The organism is Wohlfahrtiimonas larvae (assembly GCF_002006755.1).
Taxonomy (GTDB): Bacteria; Pseudomonadota; Gammaproteobacteria; order Cardiobacteriales; family Wohlfahrtiimonadaceae; genus Wohlfahrtiimonas; species Wohlfahrtiimonas larvae.
This window is the reverse complement of record NZ_MVDO01000048.1, coordinates 13,351-30,387: the sequence shown is the minus strand read 5'-3', so window position 1 is coordinate 30,387 and position 17,037 is coordinate 13,351. Positions and strand designations below refer to the sequence as shown.

The window sequence follows — 17,037 nt, the reverse complement described above, 5'->3', positions numbered from 1 at the left end:
TATCGATTTTTTACAATTCTTGAGGACCATTATTATTCTCTAACACTCTAAAATCTGAAGGCAAACTAGGCGACAATATACAGAATTTGAAGCATAATTACCACTCATTTAATTATTGGCTAAAACCATCGGATAATATCGTACCCGATAACAATCGCCATAAAAATAAACATCATAGCAGCACCAATTTGTAATACTTTAATCTTAATGCTATCTGAAAACTGATGTTTGCCCATTAATTTTTCAATTCCAAAACCTACCAAACGACCACCATCTAATACAGGAATTGGCAATAAATTTAATAAACCAATATTAATACTAAATAATGCCGTTAATTGCACGAAAAAAACTAAACCTGAAGCTAAAGCCTGCCCTGCTATATTCGCAATACTCACAGGACCAGCCATTGTATTAATATGAAAATCACCTTTGATCATACGCCCAATAAATTTAAAAATCATTGCACCATCATCTATTGTTTTAGCAATAGCAGCACCAAAAGCACCTACTGGATTCAAGCGTTCTTTAGTGATTAAATTTTTATAGATTTCAGAATTAACAGCTATACCCAGTTTTAATTGTCCTGACTCATCAGCTAACGGTTGTATTGCAATTGTTTTAACCTGATGATTTCTTAAAACTTCCACATCAATACTTTCAGTGGATTTTAAAGTAGATACAACTTGCAATAAATCACGCCACTCAGAAACAGGTTTTCCTGCAACAGATGTAATCAAATCACCCACAGCTAAATCAGTATTTGCTGCTGCACCACCTTCCACAATCATACCAATAACAGGTGGTAATGGTGGAAGATATAAAGCAACACCCAGATCTTTATATAAATCAGTTTTAGCATCCAGCTGCAAAGGCGCACCAATATCAATCAAAGTGCGACGCACACTGCCTTCTCTATTATAGATAATCTCTGCTTGACCATCATCCAAGTACTCAATTAGTTTTTGCATCATCATTTCAAAGCTACGAACTGGTTCACCATCTACAGACAAAACCAAATCACCACTTTTTAAACCCGCTTCTGCAAATGGTGCATTTTTCTGAGTAACTTCAACATAAGGCTTATATGCGGGAACACCATACATAAATAATCCCCACAACAATACAATTGCCAACAGAATATTAGCTAAAGGTCCCGCTGCAACTACAGCTGTTTTTTGCCAAATTTTTCCTTGTTTAAATGGCATTCCATTGAGCTGCCCTGTATGATCTTTTGCATCATCCACAAATGCAACATACCCCCCCAAAGGGATCATACCAATAGCATATTCAATACCATCTTTACCTTGTCGACTCCAAATATTTTTACCAAATCCGATACTAAACTTAGTAACAGCAAAACCCAACTTTCGCGCAACCCAAAAATGACCATACTCATGTATCGTCACCAAAATCCCCATCAAGATGATAAAACCACCGATGGATCTAAAAAAAGACTCCAACCATTCAATCATGAACTATGCCTTCAACTTTGCAATTGTATCTTGTCTGATAAACTGATCAAACGCTATGATTTCTTCAAAACTATTGAGCGTGGAAATAGTTAATTGAGATAAAAACTCTTCTAATTTTTTCGGAATATCCAAGTATTCTATTTTATCTTCTAAGAATGCTTCTACCAAAATTTCATTCATCGCATTCATTGCCACCAAGTAAGCATTACCTTTAACCAAACACTCTTTAGCTATTCTTAAGCATGGAAAACGCTCTAAATCTGGTTTAGCAAATGTCAAATCCATCATTTGCGTCATATCAACAGGCTGTTTACCTGATAAAACCCGCTCAGGATAACCTAAAGCATGTGCAATAGGAATTGTCATATCAGGCTCACCCAATTGTGCTAGCAACGAGCCATCTTTATATGCAACCAATGAGTGAATAATACTTTGAGGATGAATCACAACATCAATATTCTCAGGCGGCATATTAAATAAAAAATGTGCTTCTATAAACTCCAAACCTTTATTCATTAGGGTTGAAGAATCGATCGTGACTTTTGCCCCCATATCCCAACGAGGATGTTTAAGAGCATCTTCTTTTTTAATTTTTGCCATGTCGACTAATGAAGTATTACGAAATGGTCCACCAGATGCTGTTAATACTAATTTAGAAACACCTTCTAAAGTTGCCTTACCCTGTTGATCTTTTGGTAAAGATTGAAACAATGCATTATGCTCACTATCAATAGGCAATAATGTTGCACCATAATCCTTCACTGCTTGCATAAATAAAGCACCACCCATCACTAGGCTTTCTTTATTAGCAAGTAAAATCGTTTTTCCTGCTTTGACAGCAGATAATGATGATAAAAAACCTTTTGCTCCTACAATTGCAGCAACAACCAAATCAATTTCAGGCGCTTTCACAATTTCAGTAATAGCTTCTTCACCAGCTAAAACTTCAATGGATAAACCTAAGCTGAATAAATGCGTTTCTAATTCGCTAGCAGCATCACCATTTGCCATCACAACAAATTTTGGCTGAAATTCCTTGCAAATTTCCAACATCTTCTGCACGCTACGATCAGCAACCACGGAATGCACTTGATATTTTGTTGGATTATGTCGAATGACCGTTAAGGTAGAAGTTCCGATCGATCCCGTTGCACCTAAAATAGAAACCTGTTTCATATCGCGCTGAAATTCATCTAAAAAATATAAAAACCATACGTAAAAATCGTAGCTCCAGCAATTAGACCATCTATACGATCTAAAACGCCGCCGTGCCCCGGAAATAAATTACCACTATCTTTAATACCTGCATGGCGTTTAATCAAGCTCTCATAAAGATCGCCCGTGATAGATAACATTGCCGCAATCAAAGAAATCAAAAGAAAAGCAATTTTTTGCCAACCATTAAACGATATTGGCAAAAACAACATCACAATCAATGAAAACACCATAGCAATCATAATGCCACCGATTGCTCCTTCTATTGTTTTTCCTGGGCTAATTGCAGGTGCTAATTTATTTTTTCCAAACTTACGACCAACAAAATATGCGCCACTATCTGCTAATGCTACTAAGCCAATAACATATAAAACAAACCCATAACCATAACCACCGGGTAATTCATGCAACATACTCAATGAAATATAAAAACCTAACAACATAATGGTTGAAAAAATAGCCGTCACTTCTTTAGAAACTAACCACTTTTGAGGCATTTTAATTTGAATAAACAATAAAAAAGGAACCAATATCCATACACATACAGCAACTGTATTTGCAATTAAAAGCAAAGATAATGTATTGGTTAATAAAAACATATACGCAATTACTAACAATAACGTATTACACATCAAATAAGGCAAACGAATTGTCTCAGGCAACATTTTTTTCCATTCAAATACACCAATCAACGCTATGACCAATAACGCAAACTGGAAAAAACCTGAAGGTAAAAATCTAATAGCTAATAATGCAACTAATGCCATTATACAGCCTGTGATAACTCGTTCTTTCATATTATACTCACTCTTCTACCGCACCAAATCGACGATCACGCTCTTCATATGTCTTCAATGCTTCATTAAATTCGTTTTCCGTAAAATCTGGCCATAAACATTCAGTAAAATAAAATTCTGAATAAGCCAGCTGCCATAATAAGAAATTACTTAAACGCTCCTCTCCACTTGTTCTGATTAACAAATCTACAGGCGGAAATTCATGCAAAGCCAAACGTTGGCTTACCATGATTTCATCGATATCTGCTAAATCAAACAAATCATTTTTAATATCTTTTGCAATTGCTTTACAAGCGGAAACAATTTCAGCACGCGCGCCATAATTTAAAGCAATAATTAAATCTAATTTTTTATTATCTTGTGTTAACTCCATTGCAGCATGTAATTTTTGCTGCAATGCGTGAGGAAATTTCTGTATATCACCAATAAAATGGATAGCAACACCTGCTTCATGCAAAGCAGAAAGCTCTCTATCCAATGTCTCAATGAAAAGCTTAACCAAAAAACTCACCTCTTCATCTGGCCTTAACCAGTTTTCTGTAGAAAAAGCATATAAGGTTAAAGCTTCTATATTATTTTCAATGGCAGCCTTTACCACCCGTTTAACGGACTTAACACCAGCTTTGTGCCCAACAGTTCTAGGCATAAATCGTTTTTTGGCCCATCGTCCATTCCCATCCATAATGATGGCGATATGACGACATTTTTTTGATTCAGATGCTGCCATTTTAGAATTAAATCTCCATTAACTCTTTTTCTTTAGACGCTAAAACAGCATCAACTTCCGAAGTCATTGCATCCGTAATTTTTTGAATCACATCTTCACCACGACGAACTTCATCTTCTGATAACTCTGCATCTTTCAATTTCTGATTTGCATCACGACGAATATTACGAATAGCAACTTTAGCATTTTCACCTTCGCCTTTCACCACTTTAACCATATCACGACGACGCTCTTCAGTTAATGGCGGCAATGGAATACGAATCAAAGTGCCTGTTGTTGCAGGATTCAAACCTAAATCACTCATTAAAATTGCTTTTTCAATTGGTCCCACCATATTTTTATCCCATGGTGTCACGCCCAATGTACGAGCATCAATAACACTGATATTTGCTGCTTGACTCAAAGGTGTTGGTGAGCCATAAAACTCTACTTCAATATGATCTAACAAGCTTGTATGCGCACGGCCAGTTCTTAGCTTTTGTAATGCATTTTTCAAACTTTCAATAGACATTTTCATGCGATGTTCTGCATCTTGTTTAATTTCGTTAATCATAATCTAGATTTCCTCAAATTCATTCAAATAGATTAGTTTTTATTCAGTCACCAAAGTACCAATATCATCACCACATACAGTACGCATTAAATCGCCCGGGTTAAAAATATTAAATACACGAATTGGTAGTTTATTCTCACGACACATAACTAAAGCTGTTGCATCCATGACACCCAAATCTTTGGCTAATGCTTCTTTGTAGCTCACAACATCATATTTTACAGCATTTGGATCTTTATTAGGATCTGCAGTATAGATGCCATCCACTTTTGTAGCTTTCAACATAATATCTGCATTCACTTCAATTGCACGAAGCGCAGCTGCCGAATCTGTCGTAAAGAATGGATTACCAGTACCTGCCGCAAAGATTGTGACACGTTTTTTCTCTAAGTGACGAACAGCACGACGACGAATATAATCTTCACAAACTTCATTAATACGAAGCGCACTCATCACGCGAACGTAAACATTACGATCTTCTAAAGCATCCTGTAATGCCAAAGAGTTCATAACAGTCGCCAACATCCCCATATGGTCACCTGTGACACGATCCATACCTTTATTTGCTAAACCTGCACCACGGAAAATATTACCACCACCAATGACAACGCCAACTTCTACTCCAATTGCATTCAATGACTGAATTTCATCAGCAATGCGCCCAATTGTTTCAGGTTCAATACCATAATTACCTGATCCCATTAAAGCTTCACCACTTAACTTAAGCAAAATACGTTTATACTTTGGCGGCTTATTCATAATCCTTTCATCCTTACACTAGTCAATGACACAAAATAACTCGGCATTTTAAAACATTTCACAAGGAATTAATAGCAATGCCGGAATATTTAGAAGATTACTTCTTAGCTTTTTTACTCACTTTTTTCTTTTTTACCTTTTTGGCAGGCTTCGCAACCTTTTTAGCCACCATTTTTCTTTTTTCACTAGAACCACGTCTTTTTTCTTTAACTTTACGATTATCCGGTCGCCCCTTTTTGGAAGACTGTTTTTTAACAGCTTTCTCCATCGCTTTTGCTGCAGCAATTTCAGCTAAAATAGCTTCACGTTCACGCTTGCTCAATTTAGCATTTTTGGGCAACGTAATCATTTCAAAGTCAATGAACTTAGTTTCTGGATTTGCATCTAAAACACGCACAACAACAGAGTCATTTAACTTAATTAAAACTCCTGTTTTTTCACCAATTAAACGATAACGAACATCATCAAAATGATAATAATCACCTGGCAAATTCGACATGTGCACTAAGCCTTCGATATAAATATCATCCAGCTCAACAAATACACCAAACTTTGTAATACCTGCAACCCGGCCAGATAAAACCTTACCAATGTGTTGTTGCATATATTCGCATTTTAACCATGCAACAACATCAGAAACCGCATCATCTGCACGACGCTCCATTTCAGATAAACTTTCACCTAAGCTCACCATCATTTTATCTGTATATGGATATTTAACAGCGCCCTCTTTACCTTTATTAATTAAAGATTTAATGCCTCTATGTACAGTTAAGTCAGGGTAACGACGAATCGGCGATGTAAAGTGAGCATAATGTGTCAATGACAAACCAAAGTGGCCTTCATTTTCAGGCTGATAAACTGCTTGCGCCATTGAACGTAACATCATCGTCTGAATAATATCAAATACAGGCAACTCTGAAGCCATGGCTAAAGTTTTAGCATAATCCTTAGGTTCAGGCGCATCACCACCTTCTACACCTAAATTATATTCCACCAAGAAACGGCGTAATTTATTTAAACGCTCTTCAGGTGGTTTAGCATGTACTCTATACAAAGTTGGCACTTCATTGGATTCTAAAAAAGTTGCAGCAGCAATATTGGCAGCAATCATACATTCTTCAATGATCATATGAGCTTCATTACGAACTCTGAATTCAATCTTATCGATCAAACCTTCATCGTTATATAAAATTTCTGTTTCTTTTGTTTCAAAATCAATTGAACCCCTCTGATCACGAGCCTTACGCAACACTTTATACAATGAATATAAATTCAAAATATGTGGCATAATTTCAGAATAATCCTCTTGAATTGGATTTTCTTCTATAATCAACTCAGCCACTAATTCATAAGTTAAACGTGCATGTGAACGCATCACGCCTTCAAAAAATTCGTATTTTTCCATTTCACCATTGGGCGCAATGATCATTTCGCAAACCATGCATAAACGATCCACATTTGGGTTCAATGAACACAAACCATTGGATAGTTTTTCAGGTAACATCGGAATCACACGATCAGGGAAATACACAGATGTACCACGTTTAATGGCATCAGCATCAATTGCATTACCATTTCTCACATAATGAGCAACATCCGCAATGGCAACGTACAACTTAAAATTACCATCATTCATTTTTTCAACGTACACAGCGTCATCAAAGTCGCGTGCAGTAATACCATCAATGGTCACCAAAGGTAAATCACGATAATCTTTTCGTCCGACTTTATCCTCTTCACGCACCTCATCTGAAATAGTTTTTAATAATTCATCAGTTGCTTTCGAGAACTCATGTGGTAATTGATGCTCCATAATTGCTTGTATAATTGCGATATCCTTGGTCATCTTACGACCAAAGACCTCTGTTACTTTTGCAATAAAACTCCCTTTATTCAAAGCCTCTTGATCCACTTCAATTTTCACTAAATCATGATTCTTTGCCTGATTTAAAGCATCTTCTAAAATTAAAAAATGTTGTGAAATTTTTCGATTCTCAGGTACAGCCACTGCACTGCCATCGTACATAGAAATACGTGCGATTAATTCATGCAAATTACGCTTCACTACTTTAACGACACGGCCTTGTCGCATAGATTTCGAACGGAATACACCTGTAATCACCACTTCAACTTCATCGTGGTGCATGACATTTTTACAATCCTTAGGTGAAATATAAATCGTTTCTTGATCTTTAACTGTTACATATCCATGACCTTCCACTGAGCCTTCAAATAAACCAATAACAGTATCATCGCTACCAATCGGCAAAAACTCTTCTCGAACATTACAATGTAATTGACGTGCTCGGTTCATAATATACAAACGATTACTCAAAGCTTCTAACTGCCAATCTTCTTTTAAATTTAAAATCGCAGCCAACTCATCAAATGTAACTTTTTTAGCAGCATTTAAAACTTCTTGAATAAATGCGCGACTTGGAATTGCTTGAGTATACTTTTCAAGCTCTTCTTTAAAATTTGTATCATTTTTTGCATAATCTGAAAAATATGCTTGTTGTTCTTTTGTTAATTTAGACATTCACTGTCTCCTATAAAATTCTTTGGATCGATTTTCTCAATATCTTTTTTTAAATTAATATGTTGAATGATCAATTCGATAAAACCCGATGGCAATATTGTTTCTAATGGAACAACCCATGCATCGTGGTTATGTAAAATATGTGTGCATTTGACAGCATCTTTTTCTGTCATCAAAATTGGCTCTATCATATTAATAAAGTCTGTTGCACTATATGTATGATGATCACCAAAAGGATAAGTACTAACTTTTAAACCTTTTAATGACAATGCGTTGAAGAAATTGTTTGGGTGTGCAATGCCTGCAATCGCACTAATCAGTGAGAAATTTTCCCATTGTTGAGTTTGTTTAAAATTATTTAATTGATAAGGCACACCTAGTCGTTGCGTTATCTTATAGCATTTTTTTAAATATGGAAGTAAAAAATTAAAACTATCGTCGATTGTGATGATGGCATCTACATATTTTAACCGCTCAACACTTTCACGCAGCGGTCCTGCCGGTATCATATAACCATTGCCTATGCCTTGTTGGCCAAAAACAGCAATTTCAAAATCTCGATACAAGGCATAATGCTGTAAACCATCATCACTGACAATCACATCCAAATCAGGATATTTTGACAATAATGCTAAACCTGCATCATAACGCTGATTCGCAACAGCAACAGGCACATCTGTTTTTTGATGAATCAAATAAGGCTCATCACCCAATAATTCTGGTGAAACTTTCTCATCACTCACAATGAGTGATTCATCTTTGCGACCATAACCGCGAGAAATCAAACCAACATTCAAGCCTCGTTGCTGTAATTCACTAATCAATGCAATCGTCACAGGTGTTTTCCCTGTTCCTCCAGCATTGATATTACCTACAACAATAACAGGCACAGAAAGTTTTTTCTGTGCTTTTAATTTTTTAAGTTTATTTTTCTCAGATAAAAATCTGTATAAATAAGATAACGGCTTTAACAGAATTGTAATGCCATTATTTTCTTGCCAAAATTTTGGGGTTTGCATTAAAAACCTCGACGATATAGCGCAGCTTTCAATTTCACCTCAGGTTTTTGCCCAATTTTACGTAAAGCAATCTTTTTTGCTTCATCAAAATTAGCTTCTTCTAAAACAATAGAAATCAAATCACTAGGCACTTGATGCTGCTTTAACAAAAACTGGATTTTCTTAGGGCCATATCCTAACTGCACCTGATTTCTTGTAAAAACCTCTGCAAACCTTTCTATACTTAAATAATTAGCCTCAATACATCGCTCAATAATCTCATCCACTTGATGCGACTCACAACCTTTCAATGTCAATTTTTGCTTTAATTCAACAATACTGTGTTCTCTACGCATCAATAAATTTAAAGCCCTTTCAAACCAATATTGATGTGCTTTTTGCTGATCCTCAAAGATTCTATTATCTGCCATGTTTTTTCGCGTTATCCATCATACTTGCTAGAATATCATCTATTGAACGATTTGTTTTATCTGCTAATAAACTTTTATTAGATCGAACAGATAAAGTTGTCACGGTTTTATCTGAAAATTCAGGTATGGCATCATGAGCTTTCTTTGGCATGACTTGAACTTTAAATTCAGGTATCGACCATTCTTTTTGTGAAATAGTATTTAAATAATTTTCCAAAGTTTGACGAATCTCTTTTTGATAAAATTTAAAGTTATTACCAGATAAAGAATCTAATGCACCAATCAACCAAAATTTTCGTCCTAAAGATGCAATAAATAATCGCCCTTTTAATTTTTCTGGCAAAAATTCCTGAAACCAAGGCTCAACATACGCTAGCTGTCTTGCTCTTCTCAACTGGAGTTTTAAATCTGCGTCATCATCATTTTTAGAGTAGATCAATTTCGCAATTGCTCTATCTGTGCTATATCGGTGCTTTTTCAAAGGGATAGCAGGCACTGATTGATAATCCCAATCATTATCGCTACTGGCCTTTTTATTCTTTGAGAACATTTAAGTGGTAAATCCTTATAATTTAAAACAATATAGAGTATGATATCGACCATTTATTCTAAGCTATTCTCATCATTTATCAAAGGAGATATCATGACTGCTATTGCATATTTGGGACGTTATTCCCTTTTCTTAATTGCAATTGCTGCAACCATCGCATCTATCGTCTTCACTTTTCCACTAGGTAAAGTAGTTTTTGCTGTTGCTTTAGTACTGACACTGATTGGCCTTGTTGATATTATGCAAACAACCTATGCAGTGCGTCGTAACTATCCTATTTTAGGAAACTTAAGATATCTCCTTAAACATTTCCGCCCAGAAATTCGTCAATATTTCATTGAATCAGATTCAGAAGCAGTACCCTTTACTCATGGTCAACGTGAATTGGTTTACAACCGAGCAAAAAACCATAATTCAAATCGTGCTTTTGGAACCATTCAAAATGTCTATGAAAAAGGTTTTCAATTTATTAACCACTCTATGGCACCTGTTTCAATGCCCAACCCCGACGATTTCCGCGTTACAATTGGTGGTAGTGAATGTAAACAACCATACAGTGCTTCCATTTTTAATATCTCAGCAATGAGCTTTGGCGCATTAAGTGCCAACGCTGTTTTGGCATTAAATGGTGGTGCAAAATTAGGTAATTTTGCACATGATACAGGCGAAGGTAGTATCAGCCCTTACCACTTAAAACATGGTGGTGATTTAATTTGGGAGTTAGGCAGTGGCTACTTTGGATGCCGTACAGAAGATGGACAATTTGATCCTGAAAAATTTAGAGAAAAGGCATTATTACCACAAGTCAAAATGATTGAAGTTAAAATTAGCCAAGGCGCAAAACCAGGACATGGTGGCGTTTTACCAAAAGATAAGATCACACCAGAAATTGCTAAAACTCGTGGTGTGCCGATGGATAAAGATTGTATTTCTCCACCTTATCACTCTGAATTTTCCAACCCAATTGAATTATTAGAATTTATTCAAAGATTGCGTGAATTAAGTGATGGCAAACCAGTAGGTTTTAAATTATGTATCGGTCACGCCTGGGAGTTTGCTGCAATTGTTAAAGCTATGCTCAAAACAGGTATTACACCAGACTTTATTGTAGTAGATGGCAAAGAAGGTGGTACAGGATCAGCACCCATTGAGTTTGCAGATCATATTGGTTCACCATTACGTGAAGGTTTATTGTTCGTCCACAATACATTGGTGGGTGCAAATCTTCGTGACCAAATTAAAATTGGGGCAAGCGGTAAAATTATCAGTGCTTTCGATATTGCACGAACCTTAGCAATCGGTGCAGATTGGGTAAATTCTGCACGCGGATTCATGTTTGCACTTGGCTGTATTCAATCTTTGAGTTGCCACACTAATACATGTCCAACCGGTATCGCAACACAAGATTTGATGCGTCAAAAAGGTCTAGATGTTACTAATAAAGTGAATCGTGTGTACAACTACCACCGCAATACACTTCATGCTTTAGCAGAAATGTTAAGCTCTGCGGGTATTAGCCATGTCAATGAGCTAGAGCCTCACCATTTAGTTTTACGAACAGCTGATAACGAAGTTAGACTCTTCTCAAATACTTACTATTATATCGAACCGGGTGCTTTATTACGTGATAACATCCCTAGCCAGTTTTATGCATCTGTTTGGGATACAGCACAAGCTAATAGCTTCGCACCTGTTTCTCGTAAAAATGCCTATTAATAAATGATTCTTTCAATAAAACCTCATATTTCAAATATGAGGTTTTATTTTCATTTTTTGATATTTAACTGACTATATCCTAAAAAAATAATGTATAACTATACTATTGTTTCAACTCTTTGATTATAGGCAATGATTTATGGTATTAGATAGCTTTGATAAAAAAATCCTTCAACTATTACAACGTGATAATAAAATTTCACAACGTGAATTAGCTGAGCAAGTCAATCTATCACCCTCTGCTGTAAATCGCCGCATTGCAGCACTAGAAGCCGATGGTTATATTAAAGGCAATATTGCCATTATTGATAACAAAAAGCTTGGCAAACCCATCACATTAATTGTAGAAGTACGCATCAAGAATAAACACACTGTAGCAATGGATCATCATAAATCCATTTTCTTATCAACGCCAGCCATTCAACAAGTTTACTTAGTCACTGGCGATTTTGACTTCTTACTAATTATGACTGTTGCCGATATGTCTGAATATGAACAACTATCAGAAAGATTACTATTTAATGATGAAAATATTCATGGTTTTAAAACTATGGTAACTTTACAAAATATCAAACAATCTTTTGATATCAATATTGAATAAAAAATAACCTCAATCACATTTCAGTGATTGAGGTTATACCTTCATTATTCAATCATCAAATATTACTAAAGTCCCATTCTACAAGTGCTTTGTGAATGTCTTGATTATCGCTCGATTCATATTGTTTCAATATTTCATAAGCACGCTTTTTATCTTGAACCACATCACCCGAGCCATGATAATAAATGTACGCCAATTTATACTTAGCTAAAACATGATGCTTACCTTGTGCTAAATCTGTCATATCAAAATATTCAGCCGCTTTCACAAAATCTTTAGAAATATTATTCTCACCAAAATACAAAACATCACCTGCCTGATGCGCACAATTGCTATCACCATTCTGAGCACCCAAATCAAAATAGTAAACTGCTTTAGCACTATCTGTTGGTACACCATCACCTTTACGGTACATATTACCTAAACGATTATAAGCAAAGCTCTCACCGTTCTGCCCTGCTTTTTCATAATATTGGATCGCCAGCTCAGTATCTTTCGCGGCCATCTTACCTTGCTGATAAATTTCACCTAATCGCAAGAAAGCATGTGCAGAATTTTCTTCTGCTCTTTTTTTCCATTGGTTCACCTCACCGATATACTGAATGTATTGAAAAGAATCTTTCAGTACTTTTGCCTTGGCTTTCTGAGTTTCGATCTGCGTTGCATTCAATCGATCCTCAATATTATTAATCTCCCAAAAACCATAAGCTGAACCATATAAATAAGCATTTAAATAATCTCCATGCTCCTTATAGTAATTCATCAATACTTTTGCAGCATCTTCCATATTATACTGTGCTAATTGTTGCAACCATTGAACACCGAGTGCTTGCTCATTCTGATTACCTTCCAATAAATTTTCATAGATAGTTTCAAATTTACGATCCACGTATGAAAAATCAGGATAAAACGAACGATTTGTTTCTAATATTTCTGCCATCATTTGATCAAATGCGCTCGCTAATAGTGACAATGCTTTGACACGATCTACTGTTAAAGTTTGATCACCAAATAAATACAATCGACCAATTCTATAATTACCCTCCGATGGATATAACCCTAGAATTTTATCTGCGGCTTTCATTGCAGCTTGATAATCTGTGGCATCCTGATCTTCCACGAAAAGATCATACAACCCTTGATAAAACCCCAATTGAGTTTCCTTAGGTAGTTTTTCAATTACAGCATAAGCATGCTCAAAATTTTTATTCTGAATAAAGTAATTCACCAATAATTTATTATTATCATCCGTCGGGTATTTCAATAAAACAGATTCAATTTCAGCATTCACATCTTTCACTTCAGGATCATATTGATAATTCATCAACGTTTCAGCCAATATTGTTGCGGCATATTCACTACCATTATTAATGGCTGCTTTTAATAGTACTAAAGCTTGCACATAATGATCCTCATATCTAGGTTGTTTAAGTAAATTTTTAGCTAACATTACTCGTGCACCATTATGATTTTGCTTAACCAAGGCTTTTAATTGAGCATCCATATCCACAGGATTTTCTTCCAACTGTTTATAAGCCAACAATGCAAATTTCGCATCTAAATCGCCACTTTTAGCCTTCTGAATTAAATCATTCCATTCAATGACACGGCCACCTGCATTAGAATAATTCTTCTCATTAGCCTTTTTGTACCAAAAAGCAGCTGTCTGAATATTAGTTTCATTACTATCTAAGCTTTCATAATGTTGCCCTAACGCATATGCGGCATCACCGTCATCATATTCAGATAACTCTTTCAGTGTTTCTATATACCTTTCAGTATTTTGCTTTGTGCCATTGCCATCTCTATACATATTAACAATATTGCCTAAAGCTGAAATATACTCTTTACTGCCTTTTTCCGATGTTATCAAAAACTCTTCTGCCACATCAAAATGAACAAAATTTTTAAAATACTCTTCAGCTTCAGCAATCCCAGAATATTTAAGTTCAAACATTAAATCTGACATCTCTTTTCGAGTAATGCGCGGATCAATATCTAAAGAATACAATTGATATAAAGGCTCCAATGCTTTGACATTACCTAATCGAATACTTTTTAACAAAAGCTCGCGCCCTTTCATTAAATTATTATCATCACCTTTGTGAATTAAAATCATCCCGAAATCTTGCATTGCTTTCGATGAACCATTCTCCATTGCGCGTTTTAGCAATATTATTTGCTCATCATTGTTACCTTGTTTTTTAGCAAGCTCTACTAATTGATACCAAGCATCAGGATCTTTTTTATCAGCACGTTCACGAAGATCTTGAAGCTTTTGCAAGCCTTTTTTTGCATCATCTCTTCTAAAACTTAAGAATGATCGCTCTTGATCTTGAATTTTCTCTATGACTGCCATCGCTAAATCATAGGCTTCTAAACGATTATAGATTTCTGCCAACTCTTGTAGATCAGCATCCGATCCAGTAATTTCTGCAATTTTCTTCGCATATGGCAATCGCTCTTTAGCATCTGTGAATGAAAAATCAGAAAATTTCTTTCTTAATGCAGGCACATAATCCTGAGCAACTAATTGCTCTAAGATAATCTCACCTTGCTTCTTCATTGCTTCATTACCTCGAGATAATATCTCGGCATAATTCAATTGCATTCTTGGGATTCCTGCTTCATATCCCTTTTTAATCAATTGGTAAGCTTGCTGTCCTTTAACAATGTCTTGGTCATGATAAATATTTAATAACCATTGTTGGACAAAATCTAGATCTGTATTAGCTAATAATAGCGTTTCATACTCTTGCTGAGCACCTTCATCTTGCATCTCTTGAATAATATAGTAAGCACCATCATTACGTTGCTCAATATCCTGGCTAGCTAATAATAGTTTTCCTAATGGCAAAAGTATCTTTCTTGTGCCTTTTTTATAATGCTCAATAGCTTTAGGAATATCAACAGCGGTACCTTTGCCATAATGATACATTTCACCCAAAGTATTATAAAGCTCACGCCCGACATAATCAGGTGACAACGTTAATAAGATTTCAAGCGCTGCTTTCTCATCTTTTGCTAAATTAACCGCACCATTTTTCAACAATAATGCTTTTTCAAAACGGTATTTCGCTGAATACATTTCGCTAGCTTCTAAATCAATTAAACGATCATAATAACCAATGGCTTTAGCTCCATCTTGACAACGTCCTTCTGTGCCATAAAAATCACCCATTAACGATAATAGCTCAGGATCATTTGGATTCATGCCATCAATTTTTTGCACATATCCATAAATTTCATCATAAGCATTGGCTAAATCTGTACGCATCAAAGTACGTGTAACAATCAAATAAGGCTTTTGATCATTCGGTGCAAGCTCAATCAATTGCTTCGCATATTGCAATTGCTCATGATCTCGAATGGATAAATTATTCACTCTTTCATAAGCTAAAGCCTTCAAGGCATCTATATTTCCCAAGCTTGCAGCTTTCTTCAGGTATAAGGCTGCTAATCGATCATCATAACCATAATCTGACTGAATACCATTAATATACATCAACCCCATAAAATACAAACCATAAGGATCGGACTGTGCTACAGCTTGTTCTATAAATGGCACCATTTTTCGCTGAACATCTGCATCATAACGTGCTTCATCATAGATTTTTTTCAGTAATGAATATTTACCCAGAGAAACTGCCTGAAAATAGTAGTATTGAGCCTGCTCTGAATCTGATTTTCCGGTTACCGCACCAGAGAGATATAAATTTCCCAATCTTTCTGCAGCATTCCCATCCGTTTTTGATTGTGCCATCAGGTTTTTAATCATTTTTTGGCGTTCATCATCCGATTGCATCGAATAAATAGAAATAGGCTGAACATTTTTAAGCTCAATCATATCTGCCATGATCTGGAAAAACTTCTCTTCTAGTATTTTCTCAACTTTTTGAGATTGAGCTGAATTAGCGGGATAACCTTTAATTTCACCTTTATAGACACTAGATAATGGTAACAATGCAAGTAATAATCCTGAATTCAGAGCCTTCTCTAAATACATTACGCCATCTTCTACATTACTGTGCTGTATTTTAAGCCCCAATTGTGTCAAGTCTACATCTATATAATCATCACCTAATAATAAAAATGTACCAATACCAAACTCGGTAAAAGGTGTTTGCTCTATTTGATGTGCTTTCAGCAAAGATTTCAACATAAATACATCGTCAGGCTCACCAAAACGATTTTCATAGATTTCTGCTGTGAGCATTGGCAATAGAAATGCTTCCATCAGATTCAAGGATTGAGCTTTCTCTAAATATTTTTGATAATTCTCTTTCGTTCCATTAGGTAAAGTATTATTTAAATAAAAATATGCCAAATTGTAAGCCGCTTCTGCACTGCCTTGATCCACAGCCTTTTTCAACCACTCCTCTGCTTTAGCTAAATTTGCTTGAGAGAAATTTTCATCCATCAGTAACATTCCTACTAGGAAAGCGGCTGTTGCATTATTATTCTGTGCCGACCCTACAAATTCAGCATAACTTCTATCTAAATCATTATCATAATATGCTGCTAATCCTGTTGTTACATCTGCCCATGTCATAGATGTTAACGAAGTGGATGAAATTAATAAGAGAGCTGTTGCTAATTTTTTTAACCTCATAATATTCCTAGAATTTTTATATAACAGCTAAAGTATAACTGAATAAACTAGTTTCTTATTGATT

At 35.5% G+C, this 17,037-nt stretch carries 13 protein-coding genes; 2 read left to right on the top strand and 11 right to left on the bottom strand.

What is annotated here, in order from left to right:
• Positions 1-119 precede the first annotated feature (119 nt).
• The 10 genes from rseP to BZK14_RS03330 all read right to left on the bottom strand — a co-directional run bounded on the left by rseP (position 120) and on the right by BZK14_RS03330 (position 10,044).
• A complete protein-coding gene (rseP, locus tag BZK14_RS03375; protein WP_077925181.1) occupies positions 120-1,472 on the bottom strand; it encodes an RIP metalloprotease RseP in 1,353 nt (450 codons plus the stop codon).
• Between the two features lie 3 nt (positions 1,473-1,475).
• Positions 1,476-2,648: a 1-deoxy-D-xylulose-5-phosphate reductoisomerase gene (ispC, locus tag BZK14_RS03370; RefSeq protein WP_077925180.1), complete on the bottom strand. Its 1,173-nt coding sequence runs from the start codon at positions 2,646-2,648 to the stop codon at positions 1,476-1,478.
• A 17-nt stretch (positions 2,649-2,665) separates the two neighbouring features.
• Entirely contained in the window at positions 2,666-3,484 is an 819-nt protein-coding gene (locus tag BZK14_RS03365; RefSeq protein ID WP_077925179.1) for a phosphatidate cytidylyltransferase, read from the bottom strand.
• A gap of 7 nt (positions 3,485-3,491) precedes the next feature.
• Entirely contained in the window at positions 3,492-4,211 is a 720-nt protein-coding gene (locus BZK14_RS03360; RefSeq protein ID WP_077925178.1) for an undecaprenyl pyrophosphate synthase, read from the bottom strand.
• Between the two features lie 7 nt (positions 4,212-4,218).
• Positions 4,219-4,764 (bottom strand): ribosome recycling factor, encoded by a 546-nt coding sequence (gene frr / locus BZK14_RS03355; protein WP_077925177.1) that lies wholly within the window; start codon positions 4,762-4,764, stop codon positions 4,219-4,221.
• A gap of 39 nt (positions 4,765-4,803) precedes the next feature.
• Positions 4,804-5,523: a UMP kinase gene (gene pyrH / locus BZK14_RS03350; RefSeq protein WP_077925176.1), complete on the bottom strand. Its 720-nt coding sequence runs from the start codon at positions 5,521-5,523 to the stop codon at positions 4,804-4,806.
• 97 nt (positions 5,524-5,620) lie between these two features.
• Positions 5,621-8,065: a ribonuclease R gene (rnr, locus tag BZK14_RS03345; protein WP_077925175.1), complete on the bottom strand. Its 2,445-nt coding sequence runs from the start codon at positions 8,063-8,065 to the stop codon at positions 5,621-5,623.
• Complete coding sequence (gene lpxK / locus BZK14_RS03340; RefSeq protein ID WP_077925174.1) at positions 8,053-9,084, bottom strand: tetraacyldisaccharide 4'-kinase; 1,032 nt, start codon at positions 9,082-9,084, stop codon at positions 8,053-8,055. The genes rnr and lpxK overlap by 13 nt, the downstream gene beginning before the upstream one ends.
• Positions 9,084-9,494 (bottom strand): regulatory protein RecX, encoded by a 411-nt coding sequence (locus BZK14_RS03335; protein ID WP_077925173.1) that lies wholly within the window; start codon positions 9,492-9,494, stop codon positions 9,084-9,086. The genes lpxK and BZK14_RS03335 overlap by 1 nt, the downstream gene beginning before the upstream one ends.
• The gene (locus tag BZK14_RS03330) at positions 9,484-10,044 is read right to left on the bottom strand and encodes a hypothetical protein (protein WP_077925172.1); all 561 of its coding nucleotides are present in this window, start codon (positions 10,042-10,044) and stop codon (positions 9,484-9,486) included. Before BZK14_RS03330 ends, BZK14_RS03335 begins: the two co-directional genes overlap by 11 nt.
• A gap of 93 nt (positions 10,045-10,137) precedes the next feature.
• Between BZK14_RS03330 and BZK14_RS03325 the strand changes: the two genes are divergently transcribed.
• Together BZK14_RS03325 and BZK14_RS03320 are read left to right on the top strand one after the other, a co-directional pair.
• Positions 10,138-11,760, top strand: a complete 1,623-nt coding sequence (locus BZK14_RS03325; protein ID WP_077925171.1) for an FMN-binding glutamate synthase family protein — start codon at positions 10,138-10,140, stop codon at positions 11,758-11,760.
• Positions 11,761-11,899: 139 nt separating this feature from the next.
• On the top strand, positions 11,900-12,361 hold the full coding sequence (locus BZK14_RS03320; protein ID WP_077925170.1) for an Lrp/AsnC family transcriptional regulator: 462 nt from the start codon (positions 11,900-11,902) through the stop codon (positions 12,359-12,361).
• Positions 12,362-12,416: 55 nt separating this feature from the next.
• On the opposite strand, the gene BZK14_RS03315 is transcribed toward BZK14_RS03320, so the two are convergent.
• Positions 12,417-16,973 (bottom strand): SEL1-like repeat protein, encoded by a 4,557-nt coding sequence (locus BZK14_RS03315; RefSeq protein ID WP_077925169.1) that lies wholly within the window; start codon positions 16,971-16,973, stop codon positions 12,417-12,419.
• Positions 16,974-17,037: the final 64 nt, after the last annotated feature.